Here is a 21,104-nt window from a genome sequence, read left to right as displayed (position 1 = left end):
CCCAGGCGAGAAATACACTGGGACGCGGCCATGGCTGCCCCCTGCGAAAGTGAGTCTCGACAACTTCAACTTAGCAGGTGCGGCACCTGGCCGCGTCTCGTTCTTCCCCGCACATCGGCGAAGAACCTCTATTTTTGCCAATCGCCCAATTTCTCCATTTCGCAGCCGGGTTGCAACCAGACGCAACCGGCACGAGCCCTGCATCTCCGACGCATCCCTCCACCACGGCGACGCGTCTTGCGCCGCCCGGTGTCCCTTTCTCGGAGTTGCAGGAGCGCCATGCGCCACCAGGTTCCCGGGGCCCCGTGCCCCCTTCCCCCCACCATGCCCTGGGGGCTCAAGCTCGGCGCGGTTCTGGCGCTCGGCGCCGCGGGCGCGCTCGCCGGTTGCGGCGGCGGTGGCGGCTCGTCCGCCGATGCAGGCAGCCCGCCCGTCGCCGGCACACCCGCGCCGACACCTGCACCCGCTCCCGCGCCGGCGCCCGCCGCCAGCGACGCCGAGCCCGAGCTCCCGCCGCCCGCGCCCACCCCGCCCTCGCTGCCCACCGGCAACGACGCGCCGGCGCCCACGCTGCCGGTCTCGTTGCAACTGCCGACCGGGCTGGACCTGAGCAAGCCCGGCGTCGCCGTCCCGGTCGCCAAGGCCACGTCCAGCGCGACCGAGAACAACGCCAACGGCCCCGACAAGGCGATCGACGGCAACCTGTCCACGCGCTGGTCCAGCGCGCAGGACGACAAGGCCTGGATCCAGTTCGACTTCGGCGCCAAGACCCCGCTCGGCTACATGAAGCTGGTCTGGGAGAACGCCTACGGCAAGGAGTACGCGATCCAGGTCTCCGACGACGGCCAGACCTGGTATCAGCTGCGCTACGTCGCCGGCGGCCAGGGCGGCACCGAGGAGTTCTTCAACCTCAACGCCAGCGTGCGCTACCTGCGCCTCCAGGGCGTGGCGCGCGCGACGCAGTACGGCTACTCGCTGTTCGAGGTCAGCTTCACGTCGCCCGGCAGCGACAACACGCTGCCGACGCTGGCGACCTCGGCCGAGGCGGTTCCGGCGCTGGGCGCCGCGGTGGCCACACCGGCCGCGGCGCCGGTGCTGGAGCAGGTGCAGTTCAGCCTGCCCGACGGCACGCTGGTGACGCGCTTCGGCTTCGTCGGCCGCTCGCGCCATGCGCGTGAGCGCGGCGAGGACTGGGCCGAGATCGGCTACGGCGTCAACGCCACCGTCGACGCCAACGGCAAGCCGCAGGACAAGGGTCCCGGCGCCTATCTGAACTTCATCGCCAACTACTTCAAGAACCGCACCTGGGGCGTGGAGTTCATCGACAACAGCCGCGTGGCGGGTGTGACCAAGCCGCGCATCATCGTCAACCAGTACTACCAGCAGGCGCAGCGCGGCGGCGGCCACTCGTTCTTCCGCCGCTTCGACGATCCCAACGTCACCGGCTACGGCTGGATGTCGCCGGGCCAGTTGCTGGACAACACCACCTACACCGACGGCTTCAAGGACCTGACCTCCTGCCCGGTCATCCCCAAGCCGCCCGAGAACGCGCTGCGCCGCCCCGACAGCGGCTATGCCGGCATCGTCGGCGCCAACGACGGCTGCTCCGTGGTGCTGGACAACGTGCCGGGCCACCAGGACGTCGCCGCCAACGCCAACGGCGTGCTGGTGCCCAACGGCGTGAACGTGCCCTCGCGCAACCTGCAACTGGGCGACGCCATCGAGTTCACCGGCTCCTTCTTCGCGAGCCGCGCCTCGATGGACGCGATCGGCGACAGCGGCAACTTCCGCTATTACACGAACGAGGTGACCTACGTGGTCGGCAGCGGCCTGCGGCCCTGGTACGGGGTCCAGCCGCGCCTGCTCAACGCGGCGCTGCCGGCGGAGACGCTGCAGGGCGGGACCGGGTCGATCTCCTACGACTACGCCGACAACGCGACCTTCATGTTCCAGCAGCCCAACACGCAGATCGGGATGCAGAACATGCAGCGCTTCGTCGAGGGGCGGCGCTGGTTCCACACCAACATGTGGACCGGCGATCACAACGAGGCGGGCAACGACCGCAACACCGCCGCGGTGAAGCTGCAAGGGCCGCGCTTCAACCAGACCAACTGCTTCGGCTGCCACATCAACAACGGCCGCAGCCTGGCGCCGCAGGTGCTCAACCAGCGCCTGGACACGATGGCGGTGCGGGTGGCCGCGCTGGGCGGCGACGGCAAGCAGCAGCCGCATCCGATCTACGGCCTGGCGGTGCAGATGAATGCGCGCTCGGCCGCGACCGGCGCGGGCCAGGACTGGGGCAACAGCGTGCGGGTGGCGGGCTTCGACACCAAGACCGTCACCCTGGCCGACGGCACCGTGATCACGCTGAGCAAGCCCAAGCTCGCCTTCGACGGTCCGACGCCGGCGATCTACTCGCTGCGCAGCGCGCAGCCGGTGATCGGCATGGGTTTGCTGGAAGCGATCACCGACGCCGACATCCTGTCGCGCGTGCGTACCACCGGCGACGAGGACGGCGTGAAGGGTCAGGCCAATCTGGTCTACGACCCGGAGACCGGCGGCGTGCGCGTGGGCCGCTACGGCTGGAAGGCGTCCAAGGTCAGCCTGCGCCATCAGACGGCCAATGCGCTGCTGCTGGACATGTCGGTCACGTCTCCGGTGTACCCGAACCGCGATTGCCTGGCCGGTCCGGCCAAGTGCAATCGCAGCAAGGTGGAGAACGGCGTCAGCGAAGACGACCTGCAGTTGCTGTCGCGCTACGTCGCGCAACTGGGCGTGCCGGCGCAGCGCAGCCTGACCAGCGGCTTCCCCAAGGGCGTGACGCCGCTGCCCTACCTGGACGTGAATCCGACCAAGATCGCCTCGGGCGCCAAGCTGTTCGCGTCCATGCGCTGCACGGCCTGCCATGTCGCGGACATGAAGACGGGCGCGTCGACGGAGCTGGCCGAGATGCGCAACCAGAGCATCAAGCCCTACACCGACCTGCTGCTGCACGACATGGGCAGCGAGATGGCGGACAGCCTGATCGAGGGCCAGGCCAGCGGCACGCAATGGCGGACCTCGCCGCTGTGGGGCATCGGCTATACCGAGTCGGTGGCGGGCCCGGGCGTGAAGGTCGGCTATCTGCACGACGGCCGGGCGCGCACGCTGACCGAGGCCATCCTGTGGCACGGCGGCGAAGGCGCCAAGAGCCGCGATCGGTTCGTCAACCTGAGCACCGCGGATCGGGAGGCGCTGCTGGCTTTCCTCAATTCCCTCTGAGAGCGCTCAGCTTCTGATCAACACGGCGTCCCCAGCGGGCGCCGCTTTCATTCTTTCGACCAGATGACGACCAGAAAGGTGGCGATCGGACCAAGCAACAGCGACACCAAGAACCAGACCCAGCCGCGCCGGTTCTTGCCCTGAGCAAGGCCGGCGTTGATGAGCGCCAGGGTGATCCAGCCGACCGAGTACTCGACGTTCTGCATTCAGCGATTCCTCCGATTCTTGTTGGAGGAGCAGCGCATCCCATCGCGAGATGCGCGCCGCGAGCAGTGGGCGCGGGAGTCCGTCGGCATGCCCTGAAGCGCGCATTTGACGGACCATCGGCAACAACGACAGGGTCGGGGGCGAGCGCGGCACACGGTGTGCCAGGCCTGCCCCTTGTTCCGAGGTCACGGATCGCCCTCGCGCCCGGGTCGACGTCCATGAATCGAGGGGCGAGCAAACGGACGGCACCGGCATGGTGCGCCTAGTGTTGTGGAGGTGCTCGACACCGCTACAACATTCAAGGAGACCCCCATGCGCAACGCTCCGATTGCGAAGGTCCCGCTCGTCTGCGCGATGGGCCTGGCGACGATGCTCGCCTTGACGTCGACCCCGGCGGCGGCGGACTACTACCAGTACACCTACACCGGCAACCCCTTCACGGTGACGACGACCACCTGGTACCCGTGGGAAGGCGATCCGCGCAACGGTCGCACCTTCGCGCTCCTGTCCATGGACGTGGTCATCATCTCCGACCGCTTGCTCACCGGCGTGGTGACGGCCGCCGACGTGCGCAGCTTCAGCATCATCCTGCGCGACATGAACGGTCTGGTCACCGACCGGCTCACCATTCCCGCCGCGCCTCACGAGGTCTGTCCGGTGTGCCCCGACTACGGCCCCTTCATCGGCGGCACGCTCAACATCAACGGCTTCAACGAGCTGAACCAGCCCTACCAATGGAACATCCAGGCAAGCTACTACATGGGCTCGCCGACCGGACGGGCAGATCGCCTGAACCTGAGCACCTCCAGCACCGGCCTGATCTACGAATCGCTCGACATGGTCGAGGGCGGCTATGACGGCGCGTATGCGCGCCAAGGCGGGCTCGTCAACTCGCCCGGCGTCTGGGCCATGGCCGTGCTGGTGCCCGAGCCCTCGACCTACGCCCTGATGCTGGGCGGCGTGGGGCTGCTGGCGGGGCTGGCGCGGCGGCGATCGCGGGTAAGGCGATAGCCGTCTCCGCGCGCCACCGGACGCGCGACTGGAAGGGAGAGCAGCAAGACGTCGGGCGCGCGTTCTCACGCGGGAAGGCAGTACAGTCGCTGCCGCTTTGCCCGCCCTGATTGCCCCGTCCATGGACCACCTCCCCGCCTCCGCCGCCATGACGCCCATCCGGGGCGAGATGGCCGCCCGCGTGCGCGATTTCGACTGGGCCGCCAACGCGCTGGGGCCCATGGACCGCTGGCCGGCGTCGCTGCGCGCCGTCGTGGCCACCATGCTCGAATGTCAGCTCCCCATGTACCTGGCCTGGGGCGATGACTTCATCCAGATCTTCAACGACGCCTACCTGCCCATCCTCGGCTCCAAGGCCGAGCCCGCGCTCGGCGGCCGCGCGCCCGACACCTGGGCCGAGATCTGGCCCACCATCGGCCCGATGTGGCAGCAGGCGCTGGCCGGCCATCCTGTCGGCTTCGACGATTTCAAGCTCACCATCGACCGCTTCGGCTATCCCGAGGACGTCTACTTCAACTTCTCCTACAGCGCCGTGCGCGACGATCAGAGCCAGGCCCGCGGCGTCCTGGTCACCTTCGCCGAGACCACGGAGAAGGTGTTGATGTCGCGCCGGCTCGCGTTCCTGGACGCGCTGGCCCAGGGAACGCGTACCCTGACCGATCCCGCCGACGTGATGCGCTTCACCGCCGAGCGCCTGGGCCGCGAGCTCGGCGCCAGCCGCTGCGCTTACGCCACCGTGCGCGCCGACGAGGACAGCTTCGACCTGATCGGCGATTACAACGACGGCGTGCCCAGCATCGTCGGCAGCTACCGCTTCGGTGACTTCGGCCAGGACGTCCTGCGCTTGATGCGCGCCGATCAGGCCTACGTCAACCACGACATCGACCGCGACCCGGTCACCGCCGCCGCCGACCGCTCCGCCTACGTCCGCACCCGCATCCAGTCGGTCATCTGCGTGCCGCTGCACAAGCACGGCCGCTTCGTCGCCGCGATGGCCGTGCATCAGGCCGAGCCTCGCCATTGGACCGACGACGAGGTCTCGCTGGTGAAGATCGTCGTCGCGCGCTGCTGGGAAGCGTTGGAGCGCACCCGTGCCGAAGCGGCGCTGCGCGAGGAAGCGCGCACGCTGGAGCTGCTCAACGGCACCGGCGCGACGCTGGCCGCGGAGCTGGACATCGGCACGCTGGTGCAGCGCGTCACCGACGCGGCCACCGCGCTGACCGGCGCGCGCTTCGGCGCCTTCTTCTACAACGGCGTCGACGACCAGGGCGAGGCCTATCTGCTGTACGCCCTCTCCGGCGCCGAGCGCAAGCACTTCGAGAAGCTCGGCCATCCGCGCCCCACCGCCCTCTTCGGCCCGACCTTCCGCGGCGAGCCCACCATCCGTCTGGACGACGTGATGGCCGATCCGCGCTACGGCCAGTGGGCGCCGCATCACGGCAAGCCGCCGGGCCATCTGCCGGTGCGCAGCTATCTGGCGGTGCCGGTGATCAGCCGCTCCGGCGAGGTGCTGGGCGGGCTGTTCTTCGGTCACGAGGAGATCGGCGTCTTCACCGAGCGCAGCGAGCGACTGGCGGAGGGCATCGCCAGCCAGGCGGCGATCGCGATCGACAACGCGCGGCTCTACACCGCGTCGCATGCGGCGATGGTCGAGCGCACCCGGCTGCTGGAGAGCGAGCGCACCGCCCGCCTGGCCGCCGAGCAGGCCGGCATGGTCAAGGACGAGTTTCTCGCGACGCTGTCGCATGAGCTGCGCACGCCGCTGAGCGCGATCACCGGCTGGGTCCACATCCTGCGGCGCAAGCTGGGCGAGGACCAGCCCGATCTGCGCCGCGGCATCGACGTCATCGAGCGCAGCGCCAAGGCGCAGGCGCAGCTGATCGAGGACCTGCTCGACATGAGCCGCATCACCACCGGCAAGCTGAGCCTCGAAGTCGCACCGGTCGCGGTCGCCAGCTTCACGCTGGCCGCGGTGGAGCTGCTCGCGCCGGCCGCCGAGCGCGCCGGCATCCGGCTGCTCACCGATGTGACCGTCGACGCCGGGACCACGGTGATGGGCGACGCCGTGCGCCTGCAGCAGGTGGTCGCCAATCTGCTGTCCAACGCCATCAAGTTCACCCCGCGCGGCGGCGAGGTCCACGTGCGCCTGCGCGGCGGCAAGGACCATGCGGACCTGATCGTCGAGGACAGCGGCATTGGCATCCCGCCGGGCTTCCTGCCCTTCGTCTTCGAGCGCTTCCGCCAGGCCGACGGCTCGATGGCGCGCCAGCACGGCGGCCTGGGACTGGGGCTGTCCATCGTGCGCAACCTGGTCGAGCTGCACGGCGGCGAGGTCCGCGCCGAAAGCGACGGCGAAGGCCGCGGTGCGCGCTTCACCGTGCGGCTGCCGGTGATCGGCACGCGCGAATTCGCGAGCGCCTCGCCCGATGCGGGCGCCACGGACCGGATCTCGCTGACGGGCGCGCGCATCCTGGTCGTCGACGATGACGACGCGGTGCGGGAGATGGTGGCTCGCGCGCTCGAGCTGCAAGGCGCGCAGGTCATCGAGGCCCGAAGCGGCGCGCAAGCCCTGACCCTGCTGCCGGGCACCGAGGTCAACCTCCTGATCTCGGACCTCGGGATGCCGGACATGACCGGCTATGAGCTGATCGCCCGCGTGCGCGCGCTGCCGGCGATGCAGTCGCTGCGCGCCGTGGCGCTGACCGCTTTCGCCGGCGAATCCGATCGGCGCCGCGCCCTGGACGTGGGCTTCGAGGGCCACTTCCTCAAGCCGGTGGACTTCTCGGCGTTGGTGCGGGCGATTCAGGAGATGGGATTGGGTTGATTTCTTCCCATTGCTGGCTCACCCCATGAGCCAGCCCGAATTCACACTGGCGGCTCATTCATTCTTCATTCCGCCATGAACAGCCCTTCCCCCCTCGAGCAATTGGCCGCATTCGCGATCTGCTTTGTTTGCGGCGCATTGTCGACAGCCGCCCTGGCGACCTATGCGCGCATTCAGCGGGCCAAAGCCTCGGCCTCCAACGGCTAGGCGATTCGAAGCAGTACTTCACGCTCCTGCCCGAACTGGTGAGCCACGACGGAGAAAGCACACCAGAGAATCCGCCCGATCCAGCCCGATCCATTGCGAGGCCCTCTCTTGAACTCATCCACCATCGACCTGCCGCCTTTCAAGATCCTCCAAGAGGATTTGGAAGTCGAGTACGACTTCTCATTGAATGCCGGCGAACCGGCGGCGAATGAATCGACGACGGAGCCCGATTCGATCGAATCAGGCCTGCGACGCGTCGAGCAGGAGATCGAGGCCTCGCAGGCCCGCATCGATGCGCTCAATCAGGACATCGACCGCCTCACCAATCATGCGGACGGCATCGACAACCTGGTGGCCGTCGGCAGCGGTGTTCTGGCGGGATTGATCGACATCCTCTGGGTCGGCGACTTCGATTTCGACCGCGGCAAGGCCTGGAGCAATCGGACGGTCAACGAGTTCGTCATGGACGTCGCCAAGAAGAACGGCTTTGAAGGGGATCGACTCGACAAGGCCATCGAGTTCCTCGAGAACAAGTTTCGCTCGCCCAGCGACAACGTGTGGCACGGCAAGGACCTCGGCATCTCAGCAAAGAGCCATCATCTCGACGATCTCGCCCACCATCCCACACCCCTGGGCCTGTTCTTCTCGATCCTCACCCAGTTCACCAAGACCGCTTACTTCCAGAACTCGGCTGGCACCTTCCTGCCCATCGGCCTGGACGAAAGCGGCACGGAGTTGATCGGCACGGACATCCGCTCGAAGTTCTTCTGCGGCACGGTCAACTGGTTCTTCCATCTTGTCAGCGACATGTCCGGCAGCAAGAAGACCGCCGGCGCCGGCATGGGAATCCCGGGACCCATCGTGTCCATGCTCAAGGAGCTGTCGACCATTCCCGGCCTGGACAAGACCGGACTGCCGCAGAAGCTCAACGAGATCTTCGTCAAGGAGAAATTCGATCTCCGCAGTGAAATGGCGGTGGGCTACGAGCTGGGTCGCCAGGCCGTGCCCGTGATGATCAACGAAGTGCTGGTGCGCGCCTTCTATTTCATCCGCCGCCTGGTCTCGGAATGGAAGGCCAAGCGCTCCCTCGGCGCCATCGAGTGGAAGAAGACCCTGCCGTGGAACAACCGCACCATGACGCGGATGCTTACGATCGCCACGGGCACCTTCACCGCGGTGGATCTGGCCGACGCGGCGATCCGCGCCGCCTTGCGGTCCGCGGGCAACCCTGCGGGCTTCTGGACCCAGCTGGCGCTGCGCGTGAACTTCGTGGGCATCGGCCGCTTCGCCATCGCCATCTACTCGGATGTCTCGATGGGCGCGGAACGCGCTCGCGGTCGCGACGAGCGCATCGCGGCGATGAGCCGCCACCTCGAACTGGCTCACGTGAAGATCGCCTACCTTCAGGCGGACATGTGGCGGGCCGCTGCCGCGACGGAAGCGAGTCTGCGCGAGACCGAGCAAATGATGGCGGTCGCCGCGGAACTGCACGTCCGCGCCACGGCGGCCAACGACGCATCGCTGCGGCGCATCGGGCAGATGCGGGCGGGCATCCAGGAACGGAACCCGCAACTCATCGGCGACATCCAACACCTTCTCTCTCTGGGTTGACACCATGATCGAACTTGAACTGCCGTCCCGCGTCGCCGAAGCGACCTTCACCGTGCCGGTCTTCGGCGACGACAAACTTCCTGAGGCCATCAAGGGCCAGATCGACAAGCTCAACGAGCTGGACCTCAGCGTCAAAGAGGCACTGAAGGCCGCCCAGGACGCGGAAAAACGCGCCATCGAGGCAGGCCGGGCCGAGACTGGCTGGTCGCTCTTCTCCGACAAGAAGAAGGAGGCGATCGAAGAGCTCCAGCACTCGGGCAAGACCTTGGCCACTGCGGTTCAATCCGGCGCGAAGGCGCAGAAGATCTCTTTCGAGTTCCAGGCCCGACTGTCCAACGTCACCAAGTACCTCTTCGGCCTGGGCGTGCGCAACATCGCCGCCAACCGCGTCGTCGTGCGCGAACTGGAGATGCGTCTGAGCGGCGCTTCGGAGGAGGAACTGTCGGACCTGGCGCGTCAGGAGGTGCTGTCGGTCGTGCGTCAGCTGAAGGAGCAGGAAGACCTGCTCAAGAAGCAGGAACAGCTGAGCCAGGCGATGAGGACGCATGACCTGAGGATCCGCGAGGCGGAAGCGCTGGTCGACGCGCAGAACGGCCGTCTGGCCGCGCAGGACGATCGCGTCGCGCAGGCGAGCGCACGGGTGGACGATCTGGGCGCGGAGCTGCGTCGACAGGGCGCTCGCCTGGACGCGGTCGGCGACCGACTGGGCGGCATGGACGATCTGTCCAAGCGCCAGCAAGAGCAGATCGAGACGCTGCTGCGGCAGGTCACGGCACAGCAGGACCGCGTGGAGGCGCTCGGCACCGCCCTGGCCCAAGCCCGCGCGGACGCCGAGGACGGCGCGCGTCGCTTTCGCGGCGCGTTGAACCTGCGTACCGCGGTGCTGGCGGTGCTGGCCGTGGCCTTGTCGTCCGCCACATTCTTCCTGCGCTGAGCCGAGGCGGGCGTGAGGCGCCTATGATCGCCCCCATGCCCGCCTTGCCCACCGCCCTGACTCCCGCCGCCGCCACGCGCGCCGGCCGTCGTCCGCGCGCGGGCGGTCCGCGGCGCCATGCGCTCGCGGCCGCACTTCCCTAGGCCCGGCGACCCCTCACTCTCACCCACTCCCCATCGGTCGCCGGGCACTCCCCGGGCCACCCGCGCGCGTTTCACGCCGCGTTCATGGAGGAGCCATGGCGCTCAATCTGAAAGCACGCCAGCTGAGCTGGCTGGATCACGTCCGTCTGTCCAACCTGGTCCGCGCACCGCGCGCGGGCTCGACGCTGCCCGTCCACACCGCCGAGATGGCAGAAGAAGTCCTCGACCTCGCCGAAGCCATCGACCCGCGCCTCGTCCCGCCGCACGTGGTCACGATGTGCTCGCGCGTCGCGCTGATCGCGGACGGCAAGCCGATGGAAGTCACCCTGAGCTATCCCCGCGACGCAAATCTCGAGGACGGCCGCATCAGCGTCTTCTCGCCACTGGGCTTGAGCCTGCTCGGCGCGGAACGCGGCGAACGCATCGAGTGGTCCGGCCCCGACGGCGACACGCATGCCGCCGAGGTCGCGGACATCATCTACCAGCCGGAGGCCGCGGGCGATTTCACGACCTGAGCGGCTATGCTGCGCCGTCGTCCGCCCCGCGTTCCAGGAGAGCCCGCTTGCCCTTGCACATCGAGACCCCGCTGATCCCCTCGCGCGCGCTGAGCCGCCATACGGGGAAGAACGTCTGGCTGAAGATGGAGGCGCTGCAGCCCACCGGATCCTTCAAGATCCGCGGCATCGGCGCGTCCTGCGAAGCCCATGCGCGCGCCGGCAAGAGCCGCTTCATCTCGTCCTCGGGCGGGAACGCCGGCATCGCGGTCGCGTATGCGGGGCGGCAGCTGGGCATTCCGGTGACCGTGGTCGTGCCCGAGACGACGACGGCGCGCGCCCGCGAACTCATCGAGCTGGAAGGCGCCGACATCGTGGTCCACGGCGCGACCTGGAAAGAGGCGAACGCGCTGGCGCTGACGATGGTGGACGCCTCGTCCGCCGCGCTGCATCCCTTCGACAGTCCGGTGACCTGGGCGGGGCACGCGTCGATGATCGACGAGGTCGTTCGCTCGGGCACTCGCTTCGATGCGGTGCTGCTGTCCGTGGGCGGGGGCGGGCTGATGTCCGGCGTCGTCGAGGGCTTGCGGCGCAACGGCCTCGGTGAGGTGCCGGTGATCGCGGTCGAGACCTTAGGCGCCGACTCGCTGGCGCAGGCCATCGCGCGGGACAGCCGCGTCGAGCTGGACGCCATCACCAGCATCGCCACCTCGCTGGGCGCGAAGCAGGTCTGCGAAAACGCCTTCGAGCTCACGCACTCGCACGATATCCGATCGGTGGTGGTGTCCGACCGTGAGGCGGTCGAAGCTTGCTTCAGCCTGCTGCACGACCACCGCGTGCTGGTGGAGCCCGCCTGCGGCGCGACGCTGGCCGCGCTGTACCGCAAGGATGCGGCGCTCGCGTCCTTCGATTCGCCGCTGGTGATCGTCTGCGGCGGGACGACCGCCACCTTGGAACAACTTCAGACCTGGCGCGCGGCCCTGTCCGCGACGACGCGTTGATGAGCGCGCTGAGGGGCGCGCAAGTCCTGACCCCGTCGCGGCGATCCTTGATCGCGACGGCGTTGCTGCTGACGTCGATCGCCGCGCATGCCGAGCGGGCCTGCGATCTGAGCTATCGCATCACGCCGCGCTATGACACGACGCCGCGTCGGCTGGACGTGACGCTGGTCTTTCCGGCGGAGGGCCGCAAGGAGAGCGGCATCCGGACGCAGGTCGGCTGGGCCGGCATCAACGACTACGGCGCCTCGCTGACGCCCGCGGCGGAGCAGTCGCCCGGCGTACGCGTGCTGCCCGGCCCCAACGCGAATCGCTGGACGGTCGAGCACGCCCCAGACGGCGCGGTGACGCTGCGCTACGAGATCCGCGCGGCGCTCGCTGATCCGGACGACGGCAAGGTCCAGCAGCAGGACCAGCTCTATCGCACGCAGATCGGCGCGGACTGGTTCCAGTTCTTCGGCTACGGCGCGCTGCCCAGCGTGGACGTGTGGGGCGACGACCGGCCGGGCCGCATGTGTCTGAGCATCGAGCAGCCGTCCGGCGCGGCCGGCTCACCCGGCCCGCTGCTGGGCAGCTACTTCGACGGCAGCGTGGCGCCGCGCGCGGACATCGCGCTGCCGGGATCGCATGCGGTGCTGCGTCACGCCTTCTACGCGGGCGGACCGGGCTGGCGGGTGGCGCAGCGGCCGCTCGCGAGCGGTCCGATCGTCGTCGCCAGTCGCGGCGTTCAGACCTCGGAGGATGCGCGCTTCGCGGATCAGGTGACCCGCTTGCTCGATGCGCATCGGCGCTTCTGGGGCGATGCGAGCGCGCCGCGCCAGACGGTGGTGCGCACGCCCAACTACAGCGCGGGCAACAACGGCGGGACGCTGGTGACGCAGGCGGCGGTGCTGCATGTCAGCCAGGACGCCGCGATCAACAGCGACAGCTTCGAGTTCCTCATCGGTCACGAGAACCTGCATCTCTGGATCCCGAATCGATTGGGCGATCATGGCAACGACAGCGCGGATCAGAAGGCCCGTCGCTACTGGTTGTCCGAGGGCTTCACCGATTACTACACGCACCGCCTGCTGCTGTCCGGCGGCGTGTGGACGCTGGATCGATACGCCGACAAGATGACCCGGATGCTGCGCGGCTACTGGCGCTCGCCGGAACGCAACGCCACCGCGGCCAGCATCGCACCCCGCTTTCACAGCGACAACAACGCCGGACGCCAGATGTATGCGCGCGGCGAGCTGCTGGCGATAGGCTGGGACCGCGAGCTGCGCAAGAAGGACCCGGCGGGTCTGGATGGCCTGCTGCGCGGGTTGCTGCTGCCCGTGGGCAACGTGAAGAGCGACGATCCCGCGTATGAGCGCGTGCTCAAAGCGCTGACCACGTCGCTGGGCGATCAGCCGCGCGAGCAGGTGCGGCTTCATGTCGACGAAGGCCGCAGCTTCGAGCTCGACGAGGGCCTCGCCGGTCCGTGCCTCAGCGTCGGCTGGAAGGATGTCGCGCGCTGGGTGCCAGGTTTTGACATCGGCTCGCTGCGCAAGTACGCCGCGGCGGGCGTTGTCGTGGATGGGCCGGCCTATCGCGCGGGTCTGCGCGATGGCATGACGCTGCAAGGCTGGTCGATCTTCGGCGACGACACGGCCAAGGAAATCATGCTCAAGGTCAAGACCGACGAGGGCAGCCAGGAGCTGCGTTACCTGCCGGTGGACGGCAGCAGCGATCGTCTGCCGATGATGACGGTGCGCGCGGGCGCGGCGAGTGATGCGGCGTGTCAGGCGTGGATCAGGCGCTGAGGGCGCGTTGACACGGGCCCGCATGCGGCGCGTGACTTCATCTACGAGATGTGCGAGGCCATCCTGGGCTGCAACTACCCGGTGCCCGACCGCATGCTGCGCCTGAGCGAGATCATCGTGGGCCAGTACATCCATCAGGAGATGATCGGCACGCATCCCTTCGTCGGCGAATTCGACATGTACGCGGTCAAGGGGAAGAGGTAATCAGGAGCGGCTGCGCGCTCGATGAGGGCGCAGCCGAAGTCGCCCCATCATTCGGACGCTGGACCCGTCACGGGCTTGATGATCGAGAACACGAACAGCCGAAGCTTCTCGTGACATGCACCGCTCTCGTCGCTCGTGTAGGCGCCCACGGCGAAGTTCAGCCCACGTTTTGTCGTGTTGAGCCGATATCCACACGCCGGGTTATCAAACACATTTTGGTGGGAGTCAAAGGACAGGCGCCAGTCAGCGAAAAACGCTTCGCGCAAGTCTCGAATGGTGCGTTGCTCCGACTCCGGTTTGAGCCAGAAGGTCATTCGTCGCCAATCGGATCTCGATGTGGAACGCCATTCGACGTTCACCTCCAGTTTGGCCTTCCTGCCTTTGGCAATCGGACATTCGAAGCGCGTGAACTCATCCATTTCCTGCATTGCGCATGACTTCTGCGAGACCTTGATGGCGGACAAGTAATCGGACGGCTTTCCGTCATTGATCGCTTGAAGCGCGACCAGCCGGTCGATGAACTCATCCGCCCGCGCTTCGAAAGCGAACGGGAGCACAAGGGCAACAGGAGCAAGGATTCGGATCCATCGAGATGCAGCCATCGTTGTCATGCAAAGAACTGTGAAGTGCGTCGATGCTAGCCTCATGCCGCGCTCGATCCGAGCCCCATAATCCCGCCCCATGCGCAAGCCCCTGCTGCACTTGCTGCTCCCGCTCTTCATGCTGCTGTCGCAGCAGGGAGCGGTGTGGCATGGCATCGGGCATCTGGCGGGTCCGCGTGGCGTTCCTGCGAGCCAGACCGTCGCGTCCGCCCAGGGCGCGCATGACCACGGCCAGAGCGCCGTCGACACCGACGAGCTCACCTCCGAGCAGCTCTGCGAGCTCTGTCTCGCCTTCGACGACCTGGCCGCTTCGGCCCGGTCCGAGCCGCCCGTCCTCGCGCTGGCCGACGCCGCGCACGTCCAAGCCTCCGCGGCCGAGCTCAGCGCCCGCTCGCTGCCTGCGCCGCTGCCGCGCAGCCGCGGCCCTCCGCTGGTTCTCTGACCTCGCTCCCCTGATCGCATCGCCGCTGCGCCGCGTCCGCGTGCTTCGCTGAAGCACCGACGCCGCCGGCCTGCGTCCGTTCGAACGCATTCAGAGAATCACCATGTCCACTCCCAAGCTGCGCGTGCTCGCGCTGTCCTTGTCGCTCGCCTATCCGCTGCTGCACGCGCTGCCCGCGCGCGCCGACGACACGCCCGCCGCCCCTCGAGCCGCCGCCTCCGACGCGACGCCCTCCTCCACCGGCACGCCGCTGCCCACCGTCCAGGTCATGGGCGCGCGCAGCCGCCTCGACGCGGCGCGCAACGGTCTGTCGCCGGACACCGGCAGCACCATCTACAAGTTCGAGAAGGCCGACATCGCCCGCCTGCCGCAAGGCGACGACACGCCGCTCAATCAAGTCCTGCTGCAGACGCCGGGCGTCGTGCAGGACTCCTACGGCGGTCTGCATGTGCGCGGCGATCACGCCAATCTGCAGTACCGGATCAACGGCGTCGTCATCCCCGAGGCCATCAGCGGCTTCGGTCAGACGCTGGAGACCCGCTTCGCCGAAAGCATCAGTCTGCTCACCGGCGCGCTCCCCGCGCAATACGGGTACCGGACCGCCGGCATCGTCGACATCACGACCAAGGGCGTCGACGCCGAAGCCAAGCCCTTCGCCGGCAGCGTCGGCGTGACGCTGGGCACGCAGCGCTCGCGTGAGCTGGACCTCACGCTGCATGGCACCGAGGGCCGGCTGAGCTACGAGTTCAGCGGCTCCTACCTCGGCAACGACCTGGGCATCGAGAACCCCACCGCCTCGCGCAACGCGCTGCACGACCGCACGAATCAGGGCAAGGGCTTCGGCCTCGTGTCCTATCTGCTGGACGACGACACCCGCATCAGCGCCATGGCCGGCGTGACCGACAACCGCTTCCAGATCCCCAACTCGCCGGGGCAGTCGACGGCGTTCTCACTGGCCGGGTCGCCGGACAAGGACTCGAGCACGCTCGACGCCCGTCAGCGCGAGCGCAACCGCTTCGCCGTGGTCAGCTATCAGAGCGTCATCGGCAACGACGTGGACTACCAGGTCTCGCTCTTCCATCGCACGACCGACGTCCACTACACGCCGGACCCGGTGGGCGACTTGCAGTACCTGGGCGTCGCCGCGGACATCCTGCGCCGCAACGAGGCCAACGGCGCGCAGGCCGATCTGAGCTGGCGCCTCAACAGCGCGCACACGCTGCGCACCGGTCTCTTCGTCCAGCGCGAGCACGCCAGCACCGCCAACCAGGCGCTGGTCTTCCCCGCCGATGACGACGGCAATCAGACGAGCACGACGCCGGTCAGCATCGCGGACTCGGGCCGGCTGAGCGGGCATCTGTGGGGGGCTTATCTGCAGGACGAGTGGAAGCTGGATCGCGCGCTGACGCTGAACTACGGCGTGCGCTACGACGAGGTCGACACGGTGACCAAGGAGCATCAGCTCAGCCCGCGCATCGGCCTGGTCTGGGACGCAACACCGACGCTGCGCATGCATGCCGGCTACGCGCGCTACTTCACGCCGCCGCCGACGGAGAAGATCGACACCACGTCGGTCGCGGCCTTCGCGGGCACGACGAATGCGTTGCCGTCGGATGCCAACACCGCGGTGCGCGCGGAGCGCTCCAACTACTACGACGCCGGCGCGGCCTGGCAGGTCACGCCCAAGCTGACGCTGGGCGTGGACGGCTACTACCGCGCGGTGCAGCACCTGCAGGACGAGGGGCAGTTCGGGAACGCGCTGATCTACTCGGCGTTCAACTACGCGCACGGGAAGATCTACGGCGTCGATCTGTCGGCGACCTACAAGGAGTCCAACTGGTCGGCGTACATGAACCTGGGCACGGTGCATGCGCGCGCGACGCAGGTGGAGACGGGGCAGTTCAACTTCGAGCAGGATGAGCTGGACTTCATCGCCAATCACTGGGTGCATCTGGACCATGAGCAGAAGCTGAGCGCCTCGGCGGGTGGCAACGTGCGACTGGCCGATGGCTACGCGGTGGGCGCGAGCGCGGTCTTCGGGAGCGGCTTGCGCAACGGGTTTGCCAACACGACGCACCTGCCGTCGTACACGAGCGTGAACGCGGATGTGAGCAAGCGGTTCGAGTTCGGCGGCGGCGGGCCGGTGGAGGCGCGGCTGTCGGTGCTCAACCTGTTCGATCACGTCTATCAGCTGCGCGATGGCTCGGGCATCGGGGTCGGCGCGCCGCAGTATGGGCAGCGGCGAACGGTGTATGTGAGCTTGACGAAGGAGTTCTAAGCGCCTGCGATTGGCGCTCCGCAGCCTGCGACGGCCCTCTCCCCCCGCCCTCTCCCACTTCGTGGGCGAGGGGCCGCCGGCGCTCCGGCGTTTGCGGTGTAGCCTCAACGCAAGATGCGCACCTAGCCCCTCGCCCGCTTGCGGGAGAGGGGTTGGGGTGAGGGCCGTCGAGTGGCCAGAGCATGACTTGGCGGCGCGGAGTTGGGGTGAGGGCCGTCGAGTGTCCGGAGAGTGACTTGCGGGAGATGTGTTGAGGTGAGGGCCCATGCAGGCAGCGAGCCCTAGGCCATACACCCCGACGCGACGATCAAGCGTCCCAGCTCCGCCACCGCCGGCGGCCTTGCCGACGCGTCCTCTTCGCTGAACTCCAAACAGAAATCCAGCTCCGGCAACGCCGGCATCCCATCGCGCTCATCCAGCGCCGCCATCCCCGGCCTCAAATGATCCCGTGTGAACGAGGTCACCGCCAATCCGCTCAATGCGACCGCGCGCAGATCCTCCAGGCTGTGCGAGCTGAACGCCCCATGCCATGCGATCCCCTTCGCATTGAGCGCATCCACGCTGATCTGCCGGCACACGCACGGAGGCGGTGAATACGCCAGCGGCATCGACGCATGGTCTTCCAGCGAGAAGCCTTCGCTCGCCGCCCACACCATCGGCAAGCGCTGCAGCAGCTGCCCTCGCCCCTCCCCTGCCACCGACACCACGACCGCGAGATCCAATTCCCGATCCCGCACCATCGCCCCCAGATCCAGCGTCACACCGGCGCTGACCTCCAACCTCACGTTCGGGCACCCACGCGAGAACTGCCGCAGCAATCGCGGCAGCCCTTCGCTCATGAAGCTCTGCGGCACGCCCAGCCGCACGGTCCCCTCGATCGGCGAGCGCCTGAAGTGCTGCGCCAGCGCGTCCTGCGCCTGCAGGATGCGCTCGGCCAAACGCAGGAAGTCCTCGCCATCCGAGGTCAGGCTCAAACGCCGGGTCGTGCGATGGAACAGCGGTCGGCCGACCAGTTCCTCCAGCCGCCGGACCTGATGGCTGATCGCCGATTGCGAGAGATGCAGCCGTTCGGCCGCGCGGGTGAAGCCGTTGGACTGGTGGACCGTGATGAAGGCCTGCAGCAGGGCGGGGTCAAAACTCATGCCGCGCAGATTAATGAATCCGCCCGCTGAATCGGAACGAATTTAATCATTTGCCCCATGAGACGAGGGTCATAAGAATCGGCGCCCATGCCCTCCACGTCCGTCTCCTCACCCCGCGCCTCCGCGCTCGCGCTGGCCGCCGTCTGTCTCGCGGCGCTGATGTTCGGGCTCGAGATCTCCAGCGTCCCCATCATCCTGCCGGTGCTGGAAGCCCGATTGCATGCCGACTTCCAGGGCATGCAATGGATCATGAACGCCTACACCATCGCCTGCACCAGCGTGCTGATGGCCACCGGCACGCTCGCCGATCGCTATGGCCGGCGCCGCGTCTTCGCGGTTACGGTGCTCGCGTTCGGCATCGCCTCGCTGCTGTGCGGCCTCGCGCCCGACACGCCGCTGCTGATCGCGGCGCGCTTCCTCCAGGGCATGGCCGGCGGCGCGATGTTCATCTGCTCCATCGCGATCCTGTCGCACCAGTTTCCCGACGGGACGCAGCGCGCCCGCGCCTTCGCGATCTGGGGCGTCGTCGCGGGCATCGGTCTGGGCTTCGGGCCGGTGATCGGCGGCGCCATCGTGGCGCTCGCCAGCTGGCAGTGGGTCTTCGTCGCGCATGCGCCGCTGGCGCTGCTGGGCCTGGCGCTGATCTTCCTCGGCGTCGAGGAATCCATCGATCCGCAAGCGAAGCAGCAGCGCCTGGACCTGGGCGGCATCCTCGCAATGACGGTGGCGGTGCTAGGCCTGACCACGTTGATCACGCAAGGCGGCAGCTTCGGCTGGGCGAGTCCGACCACCCTCGCCCTGGCCGCCGTCACCGCGCTCGCCCTCCTCGGCTTCGTGATCGTCGAGCGCCGCCACCCGCATCCGATGTTCGACTTCAGCGTCTTCCGCATCCGCGATTTCTCGGGCGCGATCCTCGGTTGCGTGGGCATGAACTGCAGCTACTGGCCGTTCATGATCTATCTGCCGCTCTACTTCTCGGCGGGCTTGGGCTACGACGTCGCCACCACCGGGCTCGCGCTGCTGGCCTACACCGTGCCCTTTCTCGTCATGCCGCCGATCGCCCAATGGCTGCTGCTGCGGCTGGAGGCGCGCATCGTCATCCCCGCCGGGCTCTTCATCATCGGACTGGGCTTCGCGTTGATGCTGCTCGGCAGCCGGCACGTCGAGCTCGCCGCCTGGGCGGTGCTGCCGGGCGCGCTCGTCGCGGGCATCGGGCTTGGACTGACGACGACACCGGCGACCAGCATGACCACCTCCTCCGTGCCGCCGCATCGCGCGGGCATGGCCTCGGGCATGGACGTCAGCGCGCGCCTCATCACGCTGGCGCTGAACATCGCGGTCATGGGGCTGTTGCTGCTCGCCGGCATTCTGGCGGCGCTGCATGGGACCTTGAGCTCGGCTGTGGATGGCGTTCATCTGAACGCGCTGGCGGAGCGCCTGGCCGGCGGCGATGCGGCCGGCGCGCGGCGGACGATCGCCGAGTTCATCGCGCCCGACGCCGCGACGGGGATCGTCTATGCCGCAGTGACGCAGGGCTTCGGCTGGGTGATGGCTTACGGCGCGGTGACCGCGTGGCTCACCGCGGGCGCGAGCTGGCTGGTGCTGCGGCCTGGCCGCAAGTCCCACAGCCACACCGCGAGACCGGCGGTCGCGAGCACCGCGCCCAATGCGCAGCTCGCATCCCAGCCGCCGCGTTGGAACGCGACGGAGCCCGCCGCCGATCCGGCCGCGGCGCCGATGAAGTAGCCGGTCATGTAGACCGCGTTGAGCCGCGAGCGCGCCTCGGGCTGCAAGGCGTAGACCACGTTCTGGTTGCTGATGTGCACGCCCTGCAGCGCGATGTCGATCAGCAGCAGGCCGGCGATGAACCACATCAGCGAGCTGCCGCCCATCCAGAGCACGGCCCAGCTCGCGACCAGCATCAGCGCGGCGGCGCCGCTGGTTGATTGCAGATAGCCGCGATCGGCCAGGCGTCCGGCGAAGCTGGCCATCAGCGCGCCGGTGACACCGGCCAGTCCGACCAGACCGATGGCCCCGTCGCCCAGGCCGAACGAGGGACCGGACAGCAGCAGCGCCATGGTCGAGAACATGCTGCTCACCGAGGCGAAGGCCAGCGCGCCCAGCAGCGTTCGGCTGCGCAGGCGCGGGAAGCGCGTGAGCAGTTCGCCCATGGAGCGCAGCGTCTCGCCGTAGCTGCCGCGTTGCGGGTTGCGCGAGTCAGGCAGCACGCGCCAGAGCGCGGCGGCGATGAGGATCATGGCGGTGCCGGCGACAAGGTACACCGTCGACCAGCCGCCCAGGCTGGAGAGCAAGCCGGCGACGCTGCGCGCGGCGAGGATGCCGGTGAGCAGGCCGCTCATCACGAGACCGACGGCGCGGCCGCGATGCTCGGGCGCGGAGAGCGTCGCGGCCAAGGGCACGAGCACCTGGGCGGCGACCGAGAACAAGCCTGCCATCGCGGTACCGACCGCGAGCATGGCGATGCTGTGCGCGAAGCCGCTGATGAACTGGCCGATGGCGGCGAGCAGCGTCAATGCGACAGCCAGACGGCGGCGCTCCAGCATGTCGCCCAGGGGGACCAGCAGCAGCAGGCCGATCGCGTAGGAGACCTGCGCGATGGTGACGGTGGATGCGGCGGTGCCCTCGCTGACGTTCAGGCCGACGGCGATGGAATGCAGCAGCGGCTGGTTGAAGTAATTGCCGCCGGCGCACAGGCCGCAGGTGACGGCCATCAGGAGCAGGACGGGGGTGCTGATCGGGGGGGTGGGGGAGGCGGGGGGCTGGGACTGCTGAGACGACATGCGGGTACTGCGGGAACGGGGTCGACAGGCCGGCAGTATCGGAGCTCAAGTGGGCTTGAGGTCAAGGTGGGGCGGGAGGGGTGGGCGATCTGCGCGATGCCATGGACGGCTGCCCGCCACGCTGTGCGACCTGCGCTCCCGGAGACGGTCGATCGCGT

General features: G+C 68.2%; 14 protein-coding genes and 2 pseudogenes. 12 read left to right on the top strand and 4 right to left on the bottom strand.

The genetic code is table 11. The features are described from left to right. Positions 1 to 324 precede the first annotated feature (324 nt). Entirely contained in the window at positions 325 to 3,261 is a 2,937-nt protein-coding gene (locus ABDW59_RS16040) for a di-heme oxidoredictase family protein (RefSeq protein ID WP_343630835.1), read from the top strand. A 47-nt stretch (positions 3,262 to 3,308) separates the two neighbouring features. Here ABDW59_RS16040 and ABDW59_RS16035 read toward each other — a convergent pair whose 3' ends face one another. Then, positions 3,309 to 3,467, bottom strand: coding sequence for a hypothetical protein (locus ABDW59_RS16035; protein ID WP_343630834.1), 159 nt, complete (start codon positions 3,465 to 3,467; stop codon positions 3,309 to 3,311). Between the two features lie 313 nt (positions 3,468 to 3,780). On the opposite strand from ABDW59_RS16035, the gene ABDW59_RS16030 reads away from it, so the two are divergent. The 8 genes and pseudogenes from ABDW59_RS16030 to ABDW59_RS15995 all read left to right on the top strand — a co-directional run. Next, complete coding sequence (locus ABDW59_RS16030; protein ID WP_343630833.1) at positions 3,781 to 4,479, top strand: PEP-CTERM sorting domain-containing protein; 699 nt, start codon at positions 3,781 to 3,783, stop codon at positions 4,477 to 4,479. Between the two features lie 121 nt (positions 4,480 to 4,600). Then, on the top strand, positions 4,601 to 7,303 hold the full coding sequence (locus ABDW59_RS16025; RefSeq protein ID WP_343630832.1) for an ATP-binding protein: 2,703 nt from the start codon (positions 4,601 to 4,603) through the stop codon (positions 7,301 to 7,303). Positions 7,304 to 7,618: 315 nt separating this feature from the next. Continuing rightward, positions 7,619 to 9,121 carry a hypothetical protein gene (locus ABDW59_RS16020; RefSeq protein WP_343630831.1) on the top strand — a complete coding sequence of 501 codons (1,503 nt, stop codon included), beginning with the start codon at positions 7,619 to 7,621 and terminating at the stop codon, positions 9,119 to 9,121. A gap of 4 nt (positions 9,122 to 9,125) precedes the next feature. Further along, positions 9,126 to 10,055 carry a hypothetical protein gene (locus ABDW59_RS16015; RefSeq protein ID WP_343630830.1) on the top strand — a complete coding sequence of 310 codons (930 nt, stop codon included), beginning with the start codon at positions 9,126 to 9,128 and terminating at the stop codon, positions 10,053 to 10,055. 238 nt (positions 10,056 to 10,293) lie between these two features. Continuing rightward, positions 10,294 to 10,713 (top strand): GreA/GreB family elongation factor, encoded by a 420-nt coding sequence (locus ABDW59_RS16010; protein ID WP_343630829.1) that lies wholly within the window; start codon positions 10,294 to 10,296, stop codon positions 10,711 to 10,713. 47 nt (positions 10,714 to 10,760) lie between these two features. Next, positions 10,761 to 11,693, top strand: coding sequence for a pyridoxal-phosphate dependent enzyme (locus tag ABDW59_RS16005; RefSeq protein ID WP_343630828.1), 933 nt, complete (start codon positions 10,761 to 10,763; stop codon positions 11,691 to 11,693). Further along, on the top strand, positions 11,693 to 13,477 hold the full coding sequence (locus ABDW59_RS16000; protein WP_343630827.1) for a hypothetical protein: 1,785 nt from the start codon (positions 11,693 to 11,695) through the stop codon (positions 13,475 to 13,477). Before ABDW59_RS16005 ends, ABDW59_RS16000 begins: the two co-directional genes overlap by 1 nt. Positions 13,478 to 13,501: 24 nt before the next feature. Next, positions 13,502 to 13,672, top strand: a pseudogene (locus ABDW59_RS15995) (bifunctional aspartate transaminase/aspartate 4-decarboxylase); the annotation flags it as partial. A 56-nt stretch (positions 13,673 to 13,728) separates the two neighbouring features. Here ABDW59_RS15995 and ABDW59_RS15990 read toward each other — a convergent pair. Next, complete coding sequence (locus ABDW59_RS15990) at positions 13,729 to 14,292, bottom strand: hypothetical protein (RefSeq protein WP_343630826.1); 564 nt, start codon at positions 14,290 to 14,292, stop codon at positions 13,729 to 13,731. A gap of 70 nt (positions 14,293 to 14,362) precedes the next feature. Here ABDW59_RS15990 and ABDW59_RS15985 point away from each other — a divergent pair, with 70 nt between their 5' ends. Continuing rightward, positions 14,363 to 14,725, top strand: coding sequence for a DUF2946 family protein (locus ABDW59_RS15985; protein ID WP_343630825.1), 363 nt, complete (start codon positions 14,363 to 14,365; stop codon positions 14,723 to 14,725). Between the two features lie 103 nt (positions 14,726 to 14,828). Next, positions 14,829 to 17,003: a TonB-dependent receptor gene (locus tag ABDW59_RS15980; RefSeq protein WP_343630824.1), complete on the top strand. Its 2,175-nt coding sequence runs from the start codon at positions 14,829 to 14,831 to the stop codon at positions 17,001 to 17,003. Positions 17,004 to 17,284: 281 nt separating this feature from the next. On the opposite strand, the gene ABDW59_RS15975 is transcribed toward ABDW59_RS15980, so the two are convergent. Beyond that, positions 17,285 to 18,145 (bottom strand): LysR family transcriptional regulator, encoded by an 861-nt coding sequence (locus ABDW59_RS15975; protein WP_343630823.1) that lies wholly within the window; start codon positions 18,143 to 18,145, stop codon positions 17,285 to 17,287. An 87-nt stretch (positions 18,146 to 18,232) separates the two neighbouring features. On the opposite strand from ABDW59_RS15975, the pseudogene ABDW59_RS15970 reads away from it, so the two are divergent. Beyond that, a pseudogene (locus ABDW59_RS15970) lies at positions 18,233 to 19,747 on the top strand (MFS transporter); the annotation flags it as partial. On the opposite strand, the gene ABDW59_RS15965 reads toward ABDW59_RS15970, so the two are convergent. Continuing rightward, positions 19,699 to 20,946, bottom strand: a complete 1,248-nt coding sequence (locus tag ABDW59_RS15965; RefSeq protein ID WP_343630822.1) for an MFS transporter — start codon at positions 20,944 to 20,946, stop codon at positions 19,699 to 19,701. The pseudogene ABDW59_RS15970 and the gene ABDW59_RS15965 overlap by 49 nt on opposite strands. Positions 20,947 to 21,104 lie beyond the last annotated feature (158 nt).

Source organism: Roseateles sp. (assembly GCF_039595295.1).
GTDB lineage: Bacteria > Pseudomonadota > Gammaproteobacteria > Burkholderiales > Burkholderiaceae_C > Roseateles.
This window is presented reverse-complemented; position numbering and strand designations above follow the sequence as displayed.